The sequence below is a fragment of the Azospirillum sp. B506 genome, from assembly GCF_000333595.1.
Classification (GTDB): domain Bacteria; phylum Pseudomonadota; class Alphaproteobacteria; order Azospirillales; family Azospirillaceae; genus Azospirillum.
The window spans coordinates 1-20234 of sequence record NZ_BADK01000364.1; the positions used below are offsets into that span (position 1 = coordinate 1).

Genomic DNA, 20234 nt, shown 5'->3' on the forward strand with positions numbered 1-20234 from the left:
AACGCCTCAACCATCGCGTTGCGTGAGCAGAACCCGAAGGCCGAGGTCCGCGTGGTCTGGGTCAACAGCTGGTACGATCCCGGCAAGGAAGCCGAGGCGGCCAAGGCGCTGATCGACCAGGGTGCCGACATCATCGTCCAGCACACCGACAGCCCGGCCCCGATCCAGACCGCGCAGGAACGCGGGCTGTGGTCGGTCGGCCAGTCGTCGGACATGACCCGTTTCGGTCCGAAGTCGCACCTGACCGCGATCGTCGAGGATTGGAACGGCTACTATGTCGAGCGCGTCAAGGCGGTGCTGGACGGCACCTGGAAGCCGATCGACACCTGGGGCGGCATCAAGACCGGCATGGTCGAACTGGCCCCCTACAACCCGGCGATCCCGGCCGACGTCGTGAAGCTGGCCGACCAGATCAAGGCCGACATCGTGTCGGGCAAGCGCCATTCCTTCCAGGGCCCGGTCAAGGACCAGTCCGGCAAGGTGGTGATCCCGGAAGGCAAGACCGCCACCGACGAGCAGATCCTGAAGATGGACTGGTACGTCGAAGGCGTGCAGGGCAAGGTTCCGAAGTAAGCGGCGTGCGGCGCAGCGGACCGGGGGTGAACGCCTCGGGTCCACTGCGCCCACAGGCGATGTGGGGAGGTGGGCGATGGACGGAAGCACCCTCTACGACAGCGATTTCTACGCCTGGGCGAACGAACAGGCCGCCCTTCTGCGGGCCGGCAAGCTCGACTCGGCGGACATCGAGCACATCGCCGAGGAGATCGAAAGCATGGGCAAGACCGAAAAGCGGGAGCTGGTGAGTCGGCTGCGCGTGCTTCTGCACCATCTGCTGAAATGGGAGCATCAACCGTCCCGCCGCAGCAATTCCTGGGCGTCTTTCGGTTGCCAACAGCCGCGACGAAAATCCGAAACGCATTTGCGTGACAACCCAAGCCTGAAGTCGAAGCTGAGCGAATCGATTGCCGACGCCTACCGGTTGGCGCGGCGCGATGCCGCTGCCGAAACAGGAATTGACGAGGCGACATTCCCCGTCCAGTGCCCGTGGAGCTTCGCGGAGATGACGGACGAGGGGTTCTGGCCGGAAGGCTGAAGAGTTCCGGCTTTCCCGTCTTACAGATACTCGCCCAGCAGCCGCAGGAACGGCCGTGCTTCCTGCAGGACCAGGATGGTCTGGTGGAACAGGTCTTCGGGCGAGGCGTGGTGTTCCAGGCGGATTTCCGAGAACAGGATGATCTTCTGTCCGCCCTGCACGATGAAGCGGACATGCGGCAGCCCTTCGATCCCGCGCAAAACCGCCAGCAGGGCGCGGCGGCGCTCCGGCGCCTGGGCGGTATAGGGCACATGGCCGACATCGGCCCAGATCTGACAGATCGATCCGCCGCCGTCCTCCTCGCTCTCATGCCGGACAGCGACGTTGAAGGGCAGGCCGTCGGCCATGAAGGTCAGCTTGCAGGGGCGGGGCGGCTTGGCGATGCCCAGCACGCCTTCCGGCGTCATTTCGATCGAGCCGGGGGTGATGGGCAGGGCGCCGTCCGGGACTTCGGCCAGCGACTGAATGGTCTTCAGATCGGGAACGGACAAGGCGATACGCTCGGCTTCAGGGGCGACGGAAGCGACAGCATGGGCTCCTCCCGCTAAAATTCTGTAAAGGCTTGCAACGCACGGCTAGAATGGCTGTTCGCTGTGGTCTGAAAATACGAAGAAAGCAGGCGATGTCCGCCATCGATACCGTCGTCGTCCCCATCCACCGTGCCGGCTGGCCCTTCATCGCCGGATTCGCCGTGGTCTCCCTGATCCTCGGTCTTGCCGTCTGGGCGCCGCTCGGCTGGATCGGTCTGGTGCTCACCCTGTGGTGCGCCTATTTCTTCCGCGATCCCGACCGGGTGACGCCGACGCGGCCCGGCCTGCTGGTCAGCCCGGCCGATGGGCGTGTGACCATGATCGTCCAGGCGGTTCCGCCCAAGGAACTCGGCATGGGCGACAAGGCGCTGACCCGCATCAGCGTCTTCCTCAACGTCTTCAACGTCCACGTCAACCGCGTGCCGGCCGACGGCACCATCGTGGCGGCCGAATACCACAAGGGCACCTTCGTCAACGCCGCCCTGGACAAGGCGAGCGACGAGAATGAGCGGATGGCCTTCCGCCACCGTCTGCCGGATGGGCGCGAGATCGCCTATGTCCAGATCGCCGGTCTGGTGGCCCGCCGCATCCTGTGGTGGGTCAAGGCCGGGCAGGAGGTGAAGGCCGGCGAGCGGTTCGGCCTGATCCGATTCGGCAGCCGCACCGACATCTATCTGCCCGACGGCGTCGCTCCGCTGGTCTGCGTCGGCCAGACCGCCATCGGTGGCGAGACGATCCTGGCCGACCTGAACGGGACCGAAGCGCAACGGCAAGGGGACGTGCGTCGATGAAACGACCGCCTGTCTTCCGCCAGCAGATCTTCCGCCCGCACCGGGCGCGCCGTCCCGGCCGGCCGCACCCGCGGCTGAAGGGCCTGTCGATCAACCACCTGCTGCCGAACGTGCTGACGGTGCTGGCGCTCTGCTCCGGCCTGACGGCTATCCGATTCGCCATGCAGGAGCGGTGGGAGCCGGCGGTCATCGCCATCGTTATCGCCGCCATTCTCGACGCGCTGGACGGCCGGATCGCCCGCCTGCTGAACGGGCAGAGCAAGTTCGGGGCGGAGTTGGACAGCCTGTCCGATGCCATCAGCTTTGGCGTCGCCCCGGCCTTCATGATGTATCTGTGGGGGCTGAACGGCGCGGGCAGCCTGGGTTGGATCGCCGCCATGGCCTATGCCGTGTGCTGCGCCCTGCGGTTGGCGCGCTTCAACTCTCGCCTTGGGGTGGTCGATCTGCCGCCCTGGGCCTACAACTATTTTACCGGTGTGCCGGCCCCGGCCGGTGCCGGTCTTGTGCTGCTGCCGATGATCCTGGGCTTCGAGGTCGGACCCGAGTTCCCCGGTCATCCGGCGGTCATCGTGCCGTGGACGCTGCTGATCGGCGGACTGATGGTCAGCACCCTGCCGACCTTCTCCTTCAAGGGGGCCAGGGTTCCAGCCCACTGGGTGGTGCCGGCACTGGCCGTCGTTTTACAGCTGGCTGCGATGATGGTCAGCCAGCCCTGGTGGACACTGTCCATCGTCGGCATCGTCTATATGGTCAGCCTGCCATTCTCCATCGCCCAGTTCCGCAAGTTGCAACGGGCCGCGGAACTGATGCGCACGGAAATCGGCGAACCGCTGCCGGAGATGGAGGAGACCGGGGCGCCGGCTCCGGACGCCGCAACTCCACCAGGTGACGAGGCACGGAAGCCGGTCTGACCGGCTTCCGCTTTCCCTATTCCGCCGCCACCAGCTCCGCAAACCGGTCGGCTGTCGCAGCTTCGGCAAGCAGTTCGGTGACGGTGATGCGCACCACCATCGGGATCTGACCAAGGCAGCGGCCGATATGGTCGGTTTCAGCCTGCGGCAGATCGCCGACCTCCAGCACGATGTCGAGCAGGTCGTCGGTCAGGCGGCTGCTCAGGGCCAGCGGGACCAGCCCGCGCTTGGCGACATATTCCAGAATGCGGGGCAGGGTGCCGGGATCGGCCTCGGCAAGCAGGGAAAAGGCGACCCGGCGGCCGGGAGCAATTGCCCGCGCATCCGAGGCGGAGGCAGGGGCGGCATTCAGAGTGTTGGCATGCACGGTGCTGGACATGGCGTGATCGGGCCTTCAGACGGTACTGCGGAATGGACGAGCGAAATCCCCGGCTCTCAAAGGAGAACCGGGCCGCTAATTCGCAGAATGCCGTCGATGCGATGCACGTTCATGGAATGGAGCCTAAGCGGCCACGCGCAATCCGTCAACAGGGGCGAACTCATCGGAAGATCGGTCGCATCGCGTTCGAGGAATGCCGCTGGGGCGGCATCCCTCCTTGGTGGTGGCGAACCGTCACGTTCGGGCCGGACAGGAACAAAGCCCACGGCATCCCGTTGAGGTCCCGCTTGTCCGTCACAAAGGCTCCATCAATAGGGAGAAGGCCATGCTCGGCACGATTCTGCTCATCATCCTCATTCTGATGCTTCTCGGCGCCGTTCCGGCTTGGCCGCACAGCCGCGGCTGGGGATACGGTCCCAGCGGCATCCTCGGCGTGCTGTTGATCGTCCTGATCGTCCTGCTGCTGATGGGCCGGATCTGATCCGCAGCCTATCGGCTTGATGAACGGCGGGGTCGGCGGAGGGCGAACATCAGCCATCCGACCGGCCCCAGCATCAAAACCATCACCAGCCATCCGGCGCGCGGTCCGAAGGGGCAGCGCGACCCGGCCGGCGGGCGCCAGCCGCCGCCCTGGCGCGAAAACGCCACATGCAGCAGCGGCAGTCCGTAGAAGGCGAACAGGACCAGCCAGGGAATTGTCGCGGAAAGTTCGGCGTTCATCGCCCGACGATAGCATCAATCCCCGTCCCTTGCGACCGATCGTCACATCATAGTGCAGGGGCATGCAGCCTCGGTTGCGTTGCACACAGGGCAACGAGGTTGAAGCCGGCGCAGACTTTCGGCTAGGGTCATCGGCGAGTTCGTCCGAAGGGACTGGCCATGGCACTGGAAATCGAGCGGCGCTTTCTTGTCCGCAAGGATGTCCGGCATCTCTGCCGCGATGGCGTGCGAATGGTCCAGGGATACCTGCCGTCGGACGGCATCAGCACGGTGCGCGTCCGCATCGCGGAAGACCGTGCCACCTTGACCATCAAATCGCTCAAACGCGGGGCCTGCCGGGACGAGCTGGAGCATCCCTTGTCCCTCGATTTCGCCCGCCAGCTGCTGCTTCACGGCTGTGAAGGCCGGTTGATCGAAAAGACCCGCTACCGCCATTGCCAGGACGGCCTGTGTTGGGAGATCGACGTCTTCCACGGCGAGAATGCCGGCCTCGTCATCGCTGAGGTGGAACTGGAGACTCCCGATCAGACGGTGCCGCTGCCGGACTGGATCGGCGCGGAGGTCACCACCTTGCGTGCTTACGGGAATTCGGCTCTGTCCCGTGCACCGATCAAGCGCTGGTCTTCGGCAGCCGCCTGACCTGAGCCTTCGCGCGCGGCCATGCCGCCGCACGCGTCTCGATAGCAATCAGGCCGTCCGCACCTTGTCCAGGAAGCCCTGAACCTCGCCACGCAGGCGGTCGGCCTGGCTTGCCAGCGTCCGGCTGGCGTTCAGGACCGCATCGGCGGCACCGCCGGTCTTGGTGGCGGCGGTGGTCACCTCGGCGATGTTGCGCATCACCTGCTGGGTGCCTTCGGCCGCCTGCTGAACATTCTGGGCGATCTCGCGCGTGGCGCTGCCCTGCTGCTCCATCTCCTGGGCGATGTCGGTAACCGTGCCGCTGATGGCGGTCACCGCATCGGAGATGGTGCGGATGGCATCCACCGCGCTGGTGGTGGCGGTCTGCATCTCCGCCACCTGGGCCGAAATCTCCTCGGTCGCCTTGGCGGTCTGCCCGGCGAGATTCTTCACCTCGGTCGCCACCACGGCGAAGCCTTTCCCCGCCTCGCCGGCGCGGGCTGCCTCGATGGTGGCGTTGAGCGCCAGCAGGTTGGTCTGCTCGGCGATCTCGCCGATCAGCCCGACGACCTGACCGATCCGCTCGGCGGCGTGCGACAGCCCTTCGACGATGCTGTTGGTCTGCACCGCCTTGTCGGCGGCGCCCGACGCGGTGGCGGAGCTGGCGTTGAGCTGGCGGGAGATCTCGGCAATCGAAGCGGACAGTTCCTCCGCTGCCGCGGCGACGGTCTGCACGTTGGCGGTCGCCTGTTGCGAGGCGGTGGCCACGGCGGTGGATTTCGCGGTGGTCAGTGCCGCGTCCGAAGACATCTCCTGCGCGTCGCGGCCCAGCGAGCTTGCCGAGTCGGTCAGCGAGTTCACCACGCCGGACACCGCCTGTTCGAAGCCGTTGGCGAACTCGTTCATCGTGCGGCGGCGGTCGGCGTCGATCTGGACGCGCATCTCTTCCCGCTCGCGCTCCATCCGCCGCATCTCCAGGGCGTTGTCCTTGAAGATGGTCATGGCGGCGGCCATGTTGCGCAACTCGTCCTTGCGGTTGCCGCCGGGGATGTCGACGCTCAGGTCGCCTTCGGCCAGCCGGCCCATGGCGCCGGTCATGGCGTGCAGCGGGTGGGTGATGGCGCGGTCGATGATCCAGGCCATCAGGGCACCCAGCACCAGGGCCACAGCGGCCCCGATCGCGATCACCATCCCGGCGCTGGCGCGGCCAGCCTCGCGGTCCTCGCGTTGCAGGGTGACCAGCCGGCCGACCTGGCCGCTGACCGATGCGGATGCCTTGGCCATCGCCGCCGATGCGTCATGCTGTTTGGCAACGGCCGATGACAGCGCTGTGAATTCCGAGTCGAAAGCCCGCGCGGCATCGGTGATGGCGGCGATCAGCGCACGCCCCTCCTGGTCGACCAGAACGGCGCCAGCCTGTCCGGCAATCTCCAGAACCTCCTTCACTGCGGCGGCGGCGGCGGCCTTGGCATCGGCCGATCCGGTCAGCAGAAAATCCCGCTGGGCCAGCATTGCCGACTGGGCGTCCTGCACCAGCCGCATCGCCAGACCGCGCAGCATGATCGCCTCGTTCACCTCGCTCTGGGCGAATTTGGAGGCTTCGGTCAGCGCCTCGGTTACCATTGCCTGGTTCTTCTGCAGCTCCACGGCGCGCTCCTGCACGCCGCGCGCCGCCGCGTCCAGCCCGGCGGCCACGTCCGCCTCGGTGAGGGCGGCGGCTCCCTTGGCGCGCAGTGCCCGAACCGTCTCACCATAGGCCCTGGCGTCGCCGGCAATCTGGGCGGCGGCTTCCTCGTCATTGGTGCCGACGAGATCCTTGGCGACCGTATCGGTGGTCTGCACCAGCTCGTCCAGAGCGGCGACGATCCGGTCGGCCAGAGCGTCGTCGGCCTTGCGGCGCAATTCGCTCTGCTGGCGCCGGACCTCCAGCACCCGCTCGATGACGCGGTTGGCCCGCTCGGCCGTGTCCATGCTGTGTCGCAGCTCGGTATCGGCGTCGCGCTTGCTGGCCATGTTCAGGTCATAGCGCTCCGATTGTTGTTTGCCGATCTTCTCCGCGATCTCACGCAGCGCGCGGGCGCGCATCTCCATGCTGGTGGTGCGGGCGTGCGCCTCGCCGTCCTGGGCGACGAAATTGGCGAAGGCAGCGCGATAGCCGCCGATGCCGGACAGTACCTCGTCCAGCACACGCCGGCCTTCGCCGTCAGCGAGGGCGGCGCGCGTTTGCTGCGCTTCGGCCTGCAAGGCATCCAGCATTCCCGGAACATTGGCCGAGGCCTTGGCGTCCCGCTCGGTGACGAAGCGCGCCTCCTCCAGCCGCACCGACTTCAACCTGGTGTCGAGGTCGGCGGTATGGGCCTCCAGATCGACCCGCTCGGCATAGGTGCTCAGGCTGTTCCAGCCGACGAACGCCACGCCAACCGTCAGGAGCAGTACGGCGGCAAAGCCAAGTGCGATCCGCGTTCCGATCGTCATGATGGACCCCCCATTTGCATCGCCCTCCGGCAACGCTTTACTCCCGTTCATTGGGGCGATTGAACCACAAGACGGTTAACGTCCGGTTTGATTCAAGTCAGATAGCCTGCCTATTTCAGAAACGGTCGGGCATCCAGCACGTTGCACCGCAAAATACACGGTCGAGCCGGTCGATCATCTTTTCTTCACCATGCAGCAGGCCGGCATGCCACAGTATGCGTGCGCTGGCATATCCCGTGAACAGGCTGGCGAAAGCAACGGTGTCGATCTGAACCGGCGGAGCAAGAGCTTGCGCGGTTCTGGAGACTCTTCCGTTGGAACCGGCAACGTCGAGATTGAATGGTGCGCAATTATCGGGAATTAGATCATCTTCCAGCTCAAAGGTGACTTTGTCCGCCAGATCCGCCGGATAGCCCCGTGCTTCCAGCGCTTTGCCGATATCGAGCGGACGGATCAGCCATTCTTCGCGGCACTCCAGCCTAACGCCGTCGCCGGCCAGCAGGACAAGCGGATCGTCGGGGCCGCCGCGCCACGTCACCCGGTCGACCTGGGCCCGGAAGCCGGCAAGCAGGGCCATCGCCGGTTTCAACGAGCGTGCCGAGGGCAGGCAGAGATCGGCAACGGCGAGTCTCCGGTCCTGGGGTGGCGTCATCGCGATGTAGCCGTCTTCGTTGCGGTAAAGGTCAGCCGGCTCGCCATCCGGGCAGAGGGCAAGCGTCCATAGCGCTTCCGTTCGTTCGGGTAGCCCGTTCTGCTCCAACAGCAGAGGCTGGCGGAGCATCGCCAACGGTGCGGCATCGAGCGGATCCGCCGGCCAAAGGTCGCTCGCCCCAGCGCCGGAGTGCGTGAAGGCTGTCGGCGGCGCGCTCCAGCGGCAGGTGACGCCACCGCGGCCGAAACCGAGCCGCCCATAGAAGGGCAGGGTTGCCGGACAGAGGAGCGCCAGCGCCGCCCCGGAGTCGCGCCCTTCGGTCAGCAAGGCCCTCATCAGCGCACTGCCATGCCCGGCGCCACGCAGCGCCGGATCGACCGCCACCATGGCGATGGCCAGCACCGGAACCGGCCGTCCGCCGAACCACTGGTTCATCGTCCAACAGGCGGCACAGGCGGCCAGCGTGGTGCCGGTGCTCCGCGGAACCCTCAGAACGCGGATGCTGTCGATGCCGAACAGCGCGGCATAGCGGTCGAACAGATCGCGAGACAGTCCGAAGCCAAGCCGCGCCAGCCGGGCGACGGCGCTCAGCTCGTCCGGATCGGCTGGTCCGTATTCACGATGTGGAAGGGAAAATGCGACGGCCGGTCTCCACTCGTTCGATGGCGGGCGACACAGAGGGGCGCTGCGATCCAACCGGAATGATACCGCAACAATCTTGGCGGCAACAGGGTGAGCGGACCTGTGCGGTCGCGGCGAGGAAATGTCACTCAGGCATCGGCGCTCAACCTGGCCACCGCCCATCCGGCGGCCTCGCGCACCACGTCGCTGGCATCCTGGCACAGCGCCTCCGCCACCGGTCTCAGCGACGGGTTGCCGCTGTTGCCGATGGCGACCAGGACATTGCGGACGAAGCGGTCGCGGCCAATGCGCTTGATGGGGGAGCCGCTGAACACCTGACGAAAGCCGGCATCGTCCAGCTGCGCCAGATCGGCCAGCCGCGGTGCGGTCAACTCGGCCCGTGGCAGAAAGGCGGGCTCGCGGGTCGCGCGGGCGAACTTGTTCCAGGGGCAGGCGGCGAGGCAATCGTCGCAGCCATAGATGCGGTTGCCCATCAAGGGCTTGAGGTCGTCGGGGATCGGCCCCTTATGCTCGATGGTCAGGTAGCTGATGCAGCGCCGGGCGTCGATCTGGTAGGGCGCCGGGAAGGCAGCGGTCGGGCAGGCGACCTGACAGCGGTCGCAGGAGCCACAGCGGTCGCGCGCCGGCGGGTCGGGCGGGAGTTCCAGAGTCGTGTAGATCTCGCCCAGGAACAGCCAGGAGCCGTGGTCGCGCGACACCAGATTGGTGTGCTTGCCCTGCCAGCCCAGCCCGGCCTGCGCCGCCAGCGGTTTCTCCATCACCGGGGCGGTGTCGACGAACACCTTCACCCCGGCCGTGGTCCGGTGGGCCAGCCATTGGGCCAGGGTCTTCAGCCGCCCCTTCACGAGGTCGTGGTAGTCGCGGTTGCGGGCATAGACCGAGACGACGCCACGGTCGGGATGCTCCGCCAGCCGGCGCGGGTCGTCATGCGGGGCGTAGCTGGTGCCGAGCGCGATGACGGTGCGCGCCTCGTCCCACAGGGATTGCGGATGGCTGCGCTGGTCGCTGCGCTCGGCCATCCAGCCCATGTCGCCATGCCGCCCCTCGGCGACGAAGCGGGCAAGGCGTTCGCGCGCCTCCGGTCCCAGCGCTGCGGGGGCGAAGCCCACCGCGTCGAACCCCACCGCCAGCGCGCGGTCGCGGATGGTCTCCCGCAGCCGCGCCGGGTCGGCGGGCAGGGCGTCGGGCTTAGCCGCGGCCACGGTAGGTCGGGACGTCCTGCGACGGGATCCAGGCACCCTTCGGCGGCTCGCCGGTCTGGAAGAAGACGTCGATGGGGATGCCGCCGCGCGGATACCAGTAGCCGCCGATGCGCAGCCACACTGGCGACAGCTCGTCCACCAGCCGCTTGCCGATGCCGACCGTGCAGGCCTCGTGGAAGGCGCCATGGTTGCGGAAGCTGGTCAGGAACAGCTTCAGCGACTTCGACTCGACCAGCCAGTCGCCGGGCACATAGTCGATGACCAGATGGGCGAAGTCCGGCTGGCCGGTGATCGGGCAGAGCGAGGTGAACTCAGGTGCCGTGAAGCGCACGCAATAGGGGGTGCCGGGGTTCGGGTTCGGCACCCGCTCCAGCACGGCCTCTTCCGGGGTCTTGGGCTGGACTGTGGAGCCGCCGAGCTGGGTCAGGCCGGCATAGATGTTCTCAGTCATCGGTCTTTTCCTCCGCCACCCGCTCGGCCTTGGGCGGGTCGCTGTCTTTGTCCGCCTTCGGCGGAACAGTGTCTTTGCCCACCTTCGGTGGGCGGCCTTGCTTCGGCGGCTTGCCGGGCTTGGCGATGGGGTCGACGGTCGCCTCGATGTCGCCCTCGCTCAGGCGGGCCTCCATCGCGCTGGCGACCTCCTCGAAATTGCCGTCCTGGATGGCCTGCCGCATCGTCCGCATCACGTCCTGGTAGTAATGCAGGTTGTGCCAGGTCAGCAGCATCGGCCCCAGCATCTCGTCCGCCTTGAACAGATGATGCAGATAGCCCCGGCTGTAGCTGCGGCAAGCTGGGCAGCCGCACTCGGCGTCGAGCGGACGCTCGTCGTGGGCGTGGCGGGCATTGCGGATGTTGATGGTGCCGCGGCGGACGAAGGCCTGTCCGGTTCGGCCTGAGCGGGTCGGCATCACGCAGTCGAACATGTCGACGCCCCGCCGCACGGCGCCGATCAGGTCGCTCGGCCGGCCGACGCCCATCAGGTAGCGCGGGCGGTCCTTGACCATCTGCGGCTCGGTGAAGTCGAGCACGCGGAACATCGTTTCCTGGCCTTCTCCGACCGCCAGTCCGCCGATGGCGTAGCCATCGAAGCCGATGTCGGTCAGGGCGGCGACGCTTTCCGCCCGTTGCTCAGGATAGATGCCGCCCTGGACGATGCCGAACAGGCCGTAGCCGGGCCGCTCGACGAAGGCGTCCTTGCTGCGCCGCGCCCAGCGCATCGACAGGCGCATGGAGGATTCGGCCTGGGCCTCGGTCGCCGGGAAGGGCGTACACTCGTCCAGACACATGGTGATGTTGCTGTCCAGCATATGCTGGATCTGAATCGAGCGTTCCGGCGTCAGGTGGTGACGGCTGCCATCCAGGTGGGATTTGAAGGTGACGCCTTCCTCCGACATGGTGCGCAGGTCGGACAGGCTCATCACCTGGAAGCCGCCGCTGTCGGTCAGGATCGGCTTGTTCCAGTTCATGAAGCGGTGCAGGCCGCCCAGTTGCGCCACCCGCTCCGCCGTCGGGCGCAGCATCAGGTGATAGGTGTTGCCCAGCAGGATTTCGGCACCGGTTGAGGCCACCGCGTCGGTGGTCATCGCCTTTACCGTCGCCGCGGTGCCGACCGGCATGAAGGCCGGCGTCTCGATGGTGCCGTGGGCGGTGGTCACGCGGCCGCGCCGCGCCCGCCCGTCGGTCGCCAGAAGGTCAAAGCCGATGCCTGTCATGATGGGTCCGTCCTGTGCAGCAGCGAGGCGTCGCCGTAGCTGAAGAAGCGATAGTTGGTGTCGATGGCGTGCTGATAAGCCGCCCGCATGCGGTCATAGCCGGCGAAGGCGCACACCAGCATGAACAGAGTCGATTTAGGCAGGTGGAAGTTGGTCCACAGCAGGTCGACGATGCGGAAGCGGTAGCCGGGGGTGATGAAGATGTCGGTGTCGCCGCTGAAGGGGACCAGAGTCCCGTCCTCGCGCCCCGCCGTCTCCAGGATCCGCAGCGCCGTGGTGCCGACCGAGACGATCCGCCCGCCGGCCTTGCGCGTCTCGTTCACCGCAGCGGCGGTCTCCGGAGAGATTTCGCCCCACTCGCTGTGCATCTTGTGGTCGGCGATGTCGTCCACCTTCACCGGCAGGAATGTGCCGGCGCCGACATGCAGGGTGACCGGCACCCGCCGAACCCCGCGCGCGTCCAGTGCCGCCAGCAGTTCGGGTGTGAAGTGCAGTCCGGCTGTGGGGGCGGCGACTGCACCCTCCCGCGCGGCGAAGACGGTCTGGTAATCGGCGTTGTCGCCCTCGTCTGCCTTGCGGCGGATATAGGGCGGCAGCGGCATCCGGCCGTGGCGGTGCAAAGCCTCCATCAGCTCCGCCCCGCCGGCGGAGAAGCGCAGCCGCACCTCCATGCCGTCCTTGGCGGTCACCTCGGCGCTGAAATCCTGCGCTATCACGATGGTGTCGCCTGGCTTCAGCCGCTTGCCGGGTTTGGAGAAGGTCGCCCACTCCCGCTCGCCGAGCCGCTTGTGCAGCGTGATCTCCACCGCGACCTCGCCGCGCCGGCCGTCGAGCCGTGCCGGGATGACGCGGGTGTCGTTGACGACCATCAGGTCGCCCGGCTGCAACAAAGTCGGCAGGTCCCGCACGATGAGGTCGCGCAAGGGCAGGTCGCACGAGGTCGAACCCACCTCCAGCAGGCGGGCGGCGTCACGCGGCCGGACGGGATGCTCGGCGATCCGGTCGGGCGGCAGGTCGAAGTCGAAATCGGCGGTCTTCATGGGAGGGGCAAGCTATAGACCGAACCGGCCCCCGTTGGGAAGGGACAGGAACGGCATACAATCTTGCCGGACCGGCTCCATTCCGACCCGCAAGCCTCAGGCCGCGCGCAACTGCGCCAGAACCTCGGCAAGTCGACGCTCCATCGCCGCCGCTTCCTCCGATAGCGTGGTGGAGGCGCTCAGCACATTCTGGGCGGCTGTGCCGGTTTCCCCAGCGGCCGCTGACACACCGGTGATGTTATGGTTCACGTCGCGAGTGCCGGTAGAGGCCTCATGCGCGTTGCGGGCGATTTCCCCGGTTGCGGAGGCCTGCTGCGAAACCGCGCCGGCGATGCCGGTTGCGATTTCGTTTATCGATTCGATGACGCGCGTGATGTCCTGGATATCGGAGACGGCTTCCCTGGTGGCGGCCTGGATCGTGGTGATCTGGGTGGAGATCTCTTCTGTCGCCTTGGCAGTCTGGCTGGCAAGGTTCTTCACTTCGCTCGCCACCACGCTGAATCCCTTGCCGGCTTCACCGGCCCGCGCAGCCTCGATCGTGGCGTTCAGCGCCAGAAGATTGGTCTGCGAGGCGATGGAGTTGATGAGTTGAACCACGTCGCCGACCTGCCGCGCGGCGGCGGCCAAACCATCCACCTTGGCGTTGGCGTGACGAGCGCGTTCCACCGCTTCCTCGGCGATGCCGGTCGACTGCGATACCTGGCGGCCGATTTCCTCGACCGAGGCGGACAGCTCCTCCGCCGCCGCGGCGACCGTCTCGACGTTGGCCGAGGTCTGCCCGGTCGCGGCGGCAACCGCTTCCGAACGGACATTGGTCTGGTGCGCGCTGTCGGTCATCGTCTTCGCAGTCTGCAGCAGCACCAGGGCCTCTCCGGTGATGGTGCGCAGGATGCCGCCTATTTCCTGTTCCAACCGATCGGCAAGCTGCCTGGTCGTGCGGATTCGTTCTTCTTCCGCCCGGAGGGCGGCGGAGCGCTCCTCCTCCTCCAACCGAAGCTTCTCGATGGCGTTGCCCTTGAAGATGGTCAGCGCGGATGCCATGGCTCCGATCTCGTCCGCACGATCTTGGGCCTGCACGGCTACCGTGATATCGCCATTGGCCAGCCGATGCATCGCATCGGTCATCACGGACAGCGGGCGGGTGACGACGCGTGTCATTATGATCGCCGTGCCCAGGCAGGTGAGCAGTCCGATGAGACCGCCGAAGAGAACGGTCATCATCAGCATTTCGGCATCGTACCGCACATGGTCGATGGACCCGTTCAGCTTGGCGATTTCGGCGGCGGTCGCCGCATCGGTCTTGCCGACGAGGGTTTCCAGGCTGTCAGTGATGGCTTCGGCCGTCTTGTCGAATTCACCCATCAGCAGGTTGCCGCCCGCCGGGCCATTGGCGATGAAGGCTTCAGCCATCCGCTTGCCGGTGTCGTGATAGGGAACGAACGCTGCCGCCGTCTCGCGCAACGCCTCCTGAACATCGTTCAACCCAAGAGCGGAAGCGAGCGCGGCGGCGCGGGCGATCTCCGCCCGAAAACCGTCCGCGTGCTCCGCGGCTTTGGCGGGGCCGTCATCCAGGCCGTCCAGGCCACGGGTCGCGGACACATCGGTCAGCCATTGTTGCACCTGGATGACGTGGATCTGGATTTCCTTGATCGATTTGACCAGTTCCAGACTTTTTTCCGTTACGCGGCCGGACGCGGCTTCCACCGTCTCCAACGCGTCGCGCTCCTCACTGACAGTCACCCAGGTCAAGACCATCGAGAAGACCAGGATGGCTGCGATCAGGGCCATCGCCATCGATAATTTACGCTTGATCGACATCCGTGCCCATCCCCTCGCCCGAATCAATTGTTTGGGATCAAGCCGGACGTGGCGGAAAATCGAACGACCCGCTGTCAGGCATTTGATTTTGATTAAACGACCAACAATCGCGCCGTCTAGAGATTTCAGGCGCACCTCCGTGAAAAGTCATAAGAATTTGAATTGCGGATGGAAGATTTCCAAGAGGCTTGCCGATGTTTTCAATTGGATGGTTTTTTGAACGCGCCGTCGGAAGTCTGCCGCGTTGTGCTCTTAATCCGGTGGCGGCAATCCCTGCGCTGCCAGTGCGGCGCTCTGCCTCGCCGCTAGCGCAGTCACGTCGAAGTTGCGGATCAGCCCCTGGAACATCTGGTACCAGTTGAGTTCGGCCTTCAGATGCAGGAACACCGATCCCAGCCCCACCGCGGCGCGGTCCATGAAGACAAACTCGCGCGGGATCTCCACGCCGCCGACGCGGCGCAGTTCGGCATGGACCTTGCCCGCCGTCTCCCGGCCGTAATGCCCGCCGTTGGTCTCCTCGATCTTGCGCTGGCGGTCTTCCATGATCGGGGCATAGACGAAGCGTGCCCAGATGTTCAGCACGTCGACCAGTTCGTTCGACGGGTTGACGAAGCCCCAGGTGCGGTATGCCTCCACCGCCTGCTCGCGGTTGTCGGTGCGCAGCGCGTTGTAGAGGTCGATCACGCCCTTGACGAAGCTGGGCTTGAAGACGCGGATGCAGCCGAAATCCAGCAGGTTGATCGAGCGGTCGGGCCGGACCGTGTAGTTGCCCAGGTGCGGGTCGCCGTGGATGACGCCGTAATTGTAGAAGGGCACGTACCAGGCGCGGAACATGTTCATCGCCAGTTCGTCGCGCGCCTCGGGATGCTCGGCGACGAAATCCAGGATCTTGCGGCCATGCACCCAGCCCATGGTCAGAAGCCGCTTGCTCGACAGTTCCGGCACCACGTCGGGCACATGGACGCCCGGCGTGCCGGCCAGCATCGACTGGTAGAGGCGGGTGTGCCGGGCTTCGCGCTCGTAATCCAGTTCCTCGCGCAGGCGGGCGCCGATTTCCTTCTGGATCTGTCGGGTGGAGATGGCACTGTCGGTGCGCTCGAAGATCGCGAAGATCAGACCGAGCTGCCGCAGGTCGGCCTCCACCGCCGAGGCCATGTCGGGATATTGCAGCTTGCAGGCAAGCTCCCGTCCGTCCGGCCCGATGGCCTTGTGCACCTGTCCCAGCGACGCAGCGGCGGCGGCCGTGTGCTCGAAGCTCTGGAAGCGCGATTGCCAGTTGGGGCCAAGCTCGCTCGCCATCCGCCGCCTGACGAAGGGCCAGCCCATCGACGGCGCGTCGGCCTGCAACTGCGCCAGTTCCTGGGTGTATTCCTTGGGCAGTGCGTCGGGGATGGTCGACAGGATCTGCGCCACCTTCATCAGGGGCCCTTTCAGCCCGCCGAGTGCGGCCCGCAGTTCCGCCGCGTGGCGTTCCCGCTCCACGCGGATTCCCAGCACGCGCTCACCCGCCAGCCGCGCGGCCAGCCCGCCAACGGCAGTGCCGACCCGCGCATACCGCGCGACCCGTCCGCCCCATGTGTTCTCATCGTGTTCCGGCATGCCCACAAGGTGGGTTCGCCCCCGGTAAAAGGCCAGCCCCTGCCTGTTCGGAGACGGCCGATGGACGCTCTCTCGAAGGTGCTGCGACGCAGCATGCGATTTTCTTGACAGCTCTGTGAAAGGGGAGCAGGCTTCGTCTTACAGTAATCGACATCGAGGTGAAGTGAGCGAGCATCGGAAACGTCTTACCGTTCAAGCGTATAGCTTGGACGGAACAGTAGAGACCGATACCAGGGAGGGTGAGTAAGATCATGACTCCACCGGCGCTTACCTGATTATGCCGATCTGCTCGGCCGATATGACTGAAGTTCCAGTTTTAAATTCCTTCGCCTGATTGGCGACTTCATCCGGGCCGTAGATGCCCGTTGCGAAAGCCCTCGCCCCACCTCGGAGTGAGGGCTTTTGTTTTGTCCGGAGAGTCTCACTTCCTGGGGCAGGTGAGGCAAAGTTGCAGGCGGGAGGTTTCAAACGATACTGTTTGCGTATGAAATCAAACCCGGCTATCCACGAGGCCGAACGGTGCGGCGGGATGCCGCAGGTCGGCACGCGCCCGTCACAAAAACGAGGATGGGGAGGATCGCATGGGTCGGTTGTTCAAGCCTTTGGCGCTGGCGGCTCTGCTCGCCAGAACGGCGTTTTCCCTGGTGGCGTTGTCAGCCATGACGCTTTCCGCCCAGGCACAGACCGCCAGGTCGGTGCGCATCGGCGTGCTGGCGGACGAGGCCGGATTCGCCTCGGACATTGGCGGCAAGGGGGCGGTGCTCGCCACCCGGATGGCGGTGGAGGATTTCGGTGGCAGTGTACTCGGCCGACCGGTGGAGGTGCTGTCGGCCGATATGCAGAACAAGCCGGACGTGGCCTCCAACATCGTCCGCAGCTGGTTCGACATCGACGGCGTCGACATGGTGACGGACATCCCGGTCTCTTCCGTGGCGCTGGCGGTACAGGCGGTGGCGCGCGAGAAGAAGAAGGTGCTGATGATCAGCGCCGCGACGACAACCGAGCTGACCAACGCCCAATGCTCCCCCTACAGCATCCATTGGGCCGACGACACCGCGTCGCTGGCGGTCGGCACGACCAAGGCGGTGGTGCAGTCGGGCGGCACCAGCTGGTATTTCATCACCGCCGATTTCGCCTTCGGCACGGCGATGGAGAAGGCGGCGACCGAGGCGATCAAACAGGCTGGCGGCACCGTGGTCGGCGGCGTGCGCCACCCGATGGGCACCAGCGATTTCGGTTCCTATCTGTTGAGCGCCCAGGGCAGCGGCGCCAAGGTGGTCGCGCTCGCCAATGTCGGCGCCGAGACCATCGGCACCATCAAGCAGGCCGGTGAATTCGGCCTGACCGATTCCGGCCAGCGGTTGGTCGGCTACATCGTCTTCATCACCGACATCCATTCGCTGGGCCTCGACCTTGCCAAGGGGCTGTACGTCACCAGCGGCTTTTATTGGGACAAGAACGACCGGACGCGCGCCTGGGCCAAGCGCTTCTTCGACCGCCACGGCAAGATGCCGACCAAGGAGCAGGCGAACACCTATCTCGCCACCCTGCATTGGCTGAAGGGCGTCGAGGCGGCGGGCACCACCGAGGCCGAACCGGTGACCGCCGCGATGAAGGCGATGCCGACAGACTATTTCGGCACCCCCGGCAGCATCCGCAAGGACGGCCGCGTGCTGTACGACCTCGACCTGTACCAGGTGAAAGGTCCGGCGGAGAGCAAGGCGCCGTGGGACTATTACAAGCAGGTCCGCAGCATTCCGGCATCGGAAGCCTTCCTGCCGATCGGGACCAGCACCTGCCCCTTCGTCAAAGCCCAGTGATCGGCGCAGACGTGACCTGCGGATCGCTGTCGGCGGAATCCGGGTCGAGAGGGGTTCCCGCCGGACGGCGATCCGGGTTACACTCCGCTCTTTAGGTGCTGCGGGGACGGTACGTGGATCTACGGGTGCAAAGCGAGCGGCAGAACGACACCGGACGGTTGCGTTCGTCGGCGCTGGCGCGCCCGGTCTTCGCCGCTCTGGACCTCGGCACCAACAATTGCCGCCTGCTGATCGCCAAATCGGCGCCGGGCGGCTTCCGCGTCATCGACGCCTTTTCCCGCATCGTCCGCCTGGGCGAAGGCTTGAGCCGCAACGATCATCTGTCGGAACCCGCGATGGAGCGCACCATCGCGGCTTTGCGTGTCTGCGGGTCGAAGATCGAGCGCCGCGGCTGCACCGCCGTGCGTGCCGTCGGGACAGAAGCCTGCCGCCGCGCCGCCAACACTGCCGCCTTCGTCGAGGCGGTGGAGCGCGAGACCGGCATTCCTCTTGAAATCATCTCCAGCCAGGAGGAGGGGCGGCTGGCGCTGGCCGGCTGTGCCGCGCTGCTGGAGCCGACCCAACCTTATGCCATCGTTTTCGACATCGGCGGCGGATCGACCGAGTTGATGTGGCTGCAGGTGGAGAAGGGCAGGGCGCCGCGCCTGCTTGATCAGACCTCCATCCGCTGCGGCGTCATCGGCCTGACCGAGGAATATGGCGGTCCCAACGTCACCCGCGCCAACTACACCCAGATGGTGGAGGCAGTCGCCGACGCCATCGCCCCGTTCGAGTCGCGCAACCACATCCAGGACCGTATCGCCGCCGGCGCGGTGCAGATGCTCGGCACCTCGGGCACGGTGACGACGCTGGCCGGCGTCCATCTGGGGCTGTGCCGCTATGACCGGCGGGCGGTGGACGGCAGCTATCTGCGCGTCGACCATGCCCGCGCGGTGATCGACCATCTGGTCGCCCAGGATTTCGACGGCCGCGCCCGCCATCCCTGCATCGGCCAGGATCGGGCTGATCTGGTGGTCGCCGGCTGCGCCGTCCTGGACGCGCTGTGCGACGTCTGGCCGGTGGAACGGCTGCGCATCGCCGACCGCGGCTTGCGCGAAGGGATTCTGGTGGATCTGATCGGGGCCGCCGGCGAATGAATGTGCCCGCCGACCTGGAATGGTCATTGGGCTTATATAGTATGGTCGGACAGGGGGATGGTTTCCCGCCTGCGCCGAATGACCGAGGAACTGCAGCGATCATGACCGAAAAGACTCCGTCGACGCGCCCGGGCGGGCGCCGTGCCACGGTCCGTGTGAAGACCGCCGGCAAGCGTACGGAATCCTCCAAGCGCTGGCTGGAGCGCCATCTGAACGATCCCTATGTCGCCGAGGCGACCAAGCGCGGCTACCGCTCGCGCGCGGCGTTCAAGCTGTTGCAGCTGGACGAGAAGTTCCGCCTGCTCGGCCCGGGCAAGCGCGTGGTCGATCTGGGCGCCGCCCCCGGCGGCTGGACCCAGATCGCGGTGGAGAAGGTGCAGACCGCCAAGGACGGCTGGGTTGTTGTCGGGCTGGACATCCTGCCGATGGACCCGGTTCCCGGCGCCACCACCATGCAGGCCGACTTCCTGGAGGAGGGGGCGGCCGACCGGCTGAAGGAGGCGCTGGGCGGTCCGGCCGATCTGGTGCTGAGCGACATGGCCGCTCCCACCACCGGCCACCAGCAGACCGACCATCTGCGCATCATGGGGCTGGCCGAGGCCGCCTATGATTTCGCCGAGGAGGTGTTGGCCCCCGGCGGCGCCTTCGTCGCCAAGCTGTTCCAGGGCGGGGCGGAACGCTCGCTGCTCGACCGGCTGCGGCGCGACTTCGCAGTGGTCAAGCACGCCAAGCCGCCGGCCAGCCGCGCGGAATCGTCGGAGACCTATGTCGTCGCCACTGGGTTCCGCGGCGGCAACGTCAACGACTGAAGACGTCTCCTTTCGCACTTGCATGACAGATGCTGTGTGCGCACGGGTTCACAAGCCCATGGTCTTGTGTATAAGTGCGCCACGTTTATCTTCCGGGAGATTAGAGACATGGCGCGCGACACCAAAATCCGCGAAGCCCTGACCTTCGACGACGTCCTGCTGGTTCCGGCCGAAAGCTCGTCCTGCCGAACGACGTGGACCCCGGACAAGATTGACGAAATCCATCGAGCTGGGCATTCCCCTGATGTCCTCGGCGATGGATACGGTGACCGAGAGCCGTCTCGCCA

General features: G+C 66.1%; 19 protein-coding genes and 1 pseudogene. 10 read left to right on the forward strand and 10 right to left on the reverse strand.

Annotation, left to right across the window (positions count from 1 at the left end; translation table 11 throughout):
- Positions 1–573, forward strand: a 573-nt coding sequence (locus tag I71_RS11220) for a BMP family ABC transporter substrate-binding protein (protein ID WP_042694944.1), incomplete at its 5' end; no start/stop codon positions are given.
- A gap of 76 nt (positions 574–649) precedes the next feature.
- Positions 650–1093 carry a DUF29 domain-containing protein gene (locus I71_RS11225; protein ID WP_042694945.1) on the forward strand — a complete coding sequence of 148 codons (444 nt, stop codon included), beginning with the start codon at positions 650–652 and terminating at the stop codon, positions 1091–1093.
- A gap of 20 nt (positions 1094–1113) precedes the next feature.
- On the opposite strand, the gene I71_RS11230 is transcribed toward I71_RS11225, so the two are convergent.
- A complete protein-coding gene (locus I71_RS11230) occupies positions 1114–1584 on the reverse strand; it encodes a hypothetical protein (protein ID WP_042694946.1) in 471 nt (156 codons plus the stop codon).
- Between the two features lie 131 nt (positions 1585–1715).
- Between I71_RS11230 and I71_RS11235 the strand changes: the two genes are divergently transcribed.
- Positions 1716–2414, forward strand: a complete 699-nt coding sequence (locus I71_RS11235; RefSeq protein ID WP_042694947.1) for a phosphatidylserine decarboxylase — start codon at positions 1716–1718, stop codon at positions 2412–2414.
- On the forward strand, positions 2411–3325 hold the full coding sequence (locus tag I71_RS11240; protein WP_083897097.1) for a phosphatidylcholine/phosphatidylserine synthase: 915 nt from the start codon (positions 2411–2413) through the stop codon (positions 3323–3325). Before I71_RS11235 ends, I71_RS11240 begins: the two co-directional genes overlap by 4 nt.
- Positions 3326–3341: 16 nt before the next feature.
- On the opposite strand, the gene I71_RS11245 is transcribed toward I71_RS11240, so the two are convergent.
- Positions 3342–3704 (reverse strand): hypothetical protein, encoded by a 363-nt coding sequence (locus tag I71_RS11245; RefSeq protein ID WP_042694948.1) that lies wholly within the window; start codon positions 3702–3704, stop codon positions 3342–3344.
- 325 nt (positions 3705–4029) lie between these two features.
- On the opposite strand from I71_RS11245, the gene I71_RS35830 reads away from it, so the two are divergent.
- Together I71_RS35830 and I71_RS11260 are read left to right on the forward strand one after the other, a co-directional pair.
- Complete coding sequence (locus tag I71_RS35830) at positions 4030–4185, forward strand: DUF3309 family protein (RefSeq protein WP_042694949.1); 156 nt, start codon at positions 4030–4032, stop codon at positions 4183–4185.
- Between the two features lie 398 nt (positions 4186–4583).
- Positions 4584–5063, forward strand: coding sequence for a CYTH domain-containing protein (locus I71_RS11260; protein ID WP_042694951.1), 480 nt, complete (start codon positions 4584–4586; stop codon positions 5061–5063).
- 48 nt (positions 5064–5111) lie between these two features.
- Here the strand turns inward: I71_RS11260 and I71_RS11265 are convergent, their stop codons facing one another.
- From I71_RS11265 to I71_RS11300, 8 genes are all read right to left on the reverse strand, one after another.
- Positions 5112–7517: a methyl-accepting chemotaxis protein gene (locus I71_RS11265; RefSeq protein WP_042694952.1), complete on the reverse strand. Its 2406-nt coding sequence runs from the start codon at positions 7515–7517 to the stop codon at positions 5112–5114.
- A gap of 115 nt (positions 7518–7632) precedes the next feature.
- Positions 7633–8973: an enhanced intracellular survival protein Eis gene (eis, locus tag I71_RS11270; RefSeq protein WP_083897098.1), complete on the reverse strand. Its 1341-nt coding sequence runs from the start codon at positions 8971–8973 to the stop codon at positions 7633–7635.
- Positions 8940–10013, reverse strand: a complete 1074-nt coding sequence (gene queG / locus I71_RS11275; protein ID WP_083897099.1) for a tRNA epoxyqueuosine(34) reductase QueG — start codon at positions 10011–10013, stop codon at positions 8940–8942. Before queG ends, eis begins: the two co-directional genes overlap by 34 nt.
- Positions 10000–10464, reverse strand: coding sequence for a preQ(1) synthase (gene queF / locus I71_RS11280; protein ID WP_042694953.1), 465 nt, complete (start codon positions 10462–10464; stop codon positions 10000–10002). The genes queG and queF overlap by 14 nt, the downstream gene beginning before the upstream one ends.
- The gene (gene tgt, locus I71_RS11285; protein ID WP_042694954.1) at positions 10457–11725 is read right to left on the reverse strand and encodes a tRNA guanosine(34) transglycosylase Tgt; all 1269 of its coding nucleotides are present in this window, start codon (positions 11723–11725) and stop codon (positions 10457–10459) included. Before tgt ends, queF begins: the two co-directional genes overlap by 8 nt.
- The gene (gene queA / locus I71_RS11290; protein WP_042694955.1) at positions 11722–12765 is read right to left on the reverse strand and encodes a tRNA preQ1(34) S-adenosylmethionine ribosyltransferase-isomerase QueA; all 1044 of its coding nucleotides are present in this window, start codon (positions 12763–12765) and stop codon (positions 11722–11724) included. The genes tgt and queA overlap by 4 nt, the downstream gene beginning before the upstream one ends.
- Before the next feature lie 96 nt (positions 12766–12861).
- The gene (locus I71_RS34925; RefSeq protein WP_083897100.1) at positions 12862–14583 is read right to left on the reverse strand and encodes a methyl-accepting chemotaxis protein; all 1722 of its coding nucleotides are present in this window, start codon (positions 14581–14583) and stop codon (positions 12862–12864) included.
- 252 nt (positions 14584–14835) lie between these two features.
- Positions 14836–16182: an AarF/ABC1/UbiB kinase family protein gene (locus I71_RS11300; RefSeq protein ID WP_042694963.1), complete on the reverse strand. Its 1347-nt coding sequence runs from the start codon at positions 16180–16182 to the stop codon at positions 14836–14838.
- A gap of 581 nt (positions 16183–16763) precedes the next feature.
- On the opposite strand from I71_RS11300, the gene I71_RS11305 reads away from it, so the two are divergent.
- The 4 genes and pseudogenes from I71_RS11305 to I71_RS37335 form a co-directional block, all read left to right on the forward strand.
- Positions 16764–18002, forward strand: a complete 1239-nt coding sequence (locus tag I71_RS11305; RefSeq protein WP_042694956.1) for an ABC transporter substrate-binding protein — start codon at positions 16764–16766, stop codon at positions 18000–18002.
- Positions 18003–18115: 113 nt separating this feature from the next.
- The gene (locus I71_RS11310) at positions 18116–19138 is read left to right on the forward strand and encodes a Ppx/GppA phosphatase family protein (RefSeq protein ID WP_042694957.1); all 1023 of its coding nucleotides are present in this window, start codon (positions 18116–18118) and stop codon (positions 19136–19138) included.
- A 101-nt stretch (positions 19139–19239) separates the two neighbouring features.
- Positions 19240–19947, forward strand: a complete 708-nt coding sequence (locus tag I71_RS11315; RefSeq protein WP_042694958.1) for an RlmE family RNA methyltransferase — start codon at positions 19240–19242, stop codon at positions 19945–19947.
- Between the two features lie 108 nt (positions 19948–20055).
- Positions 20056–20234 (forward strand): annotated as a pseudogene (locus tag I71_RS37335) (IMP dehydrogenase); the annotation flags it as partial.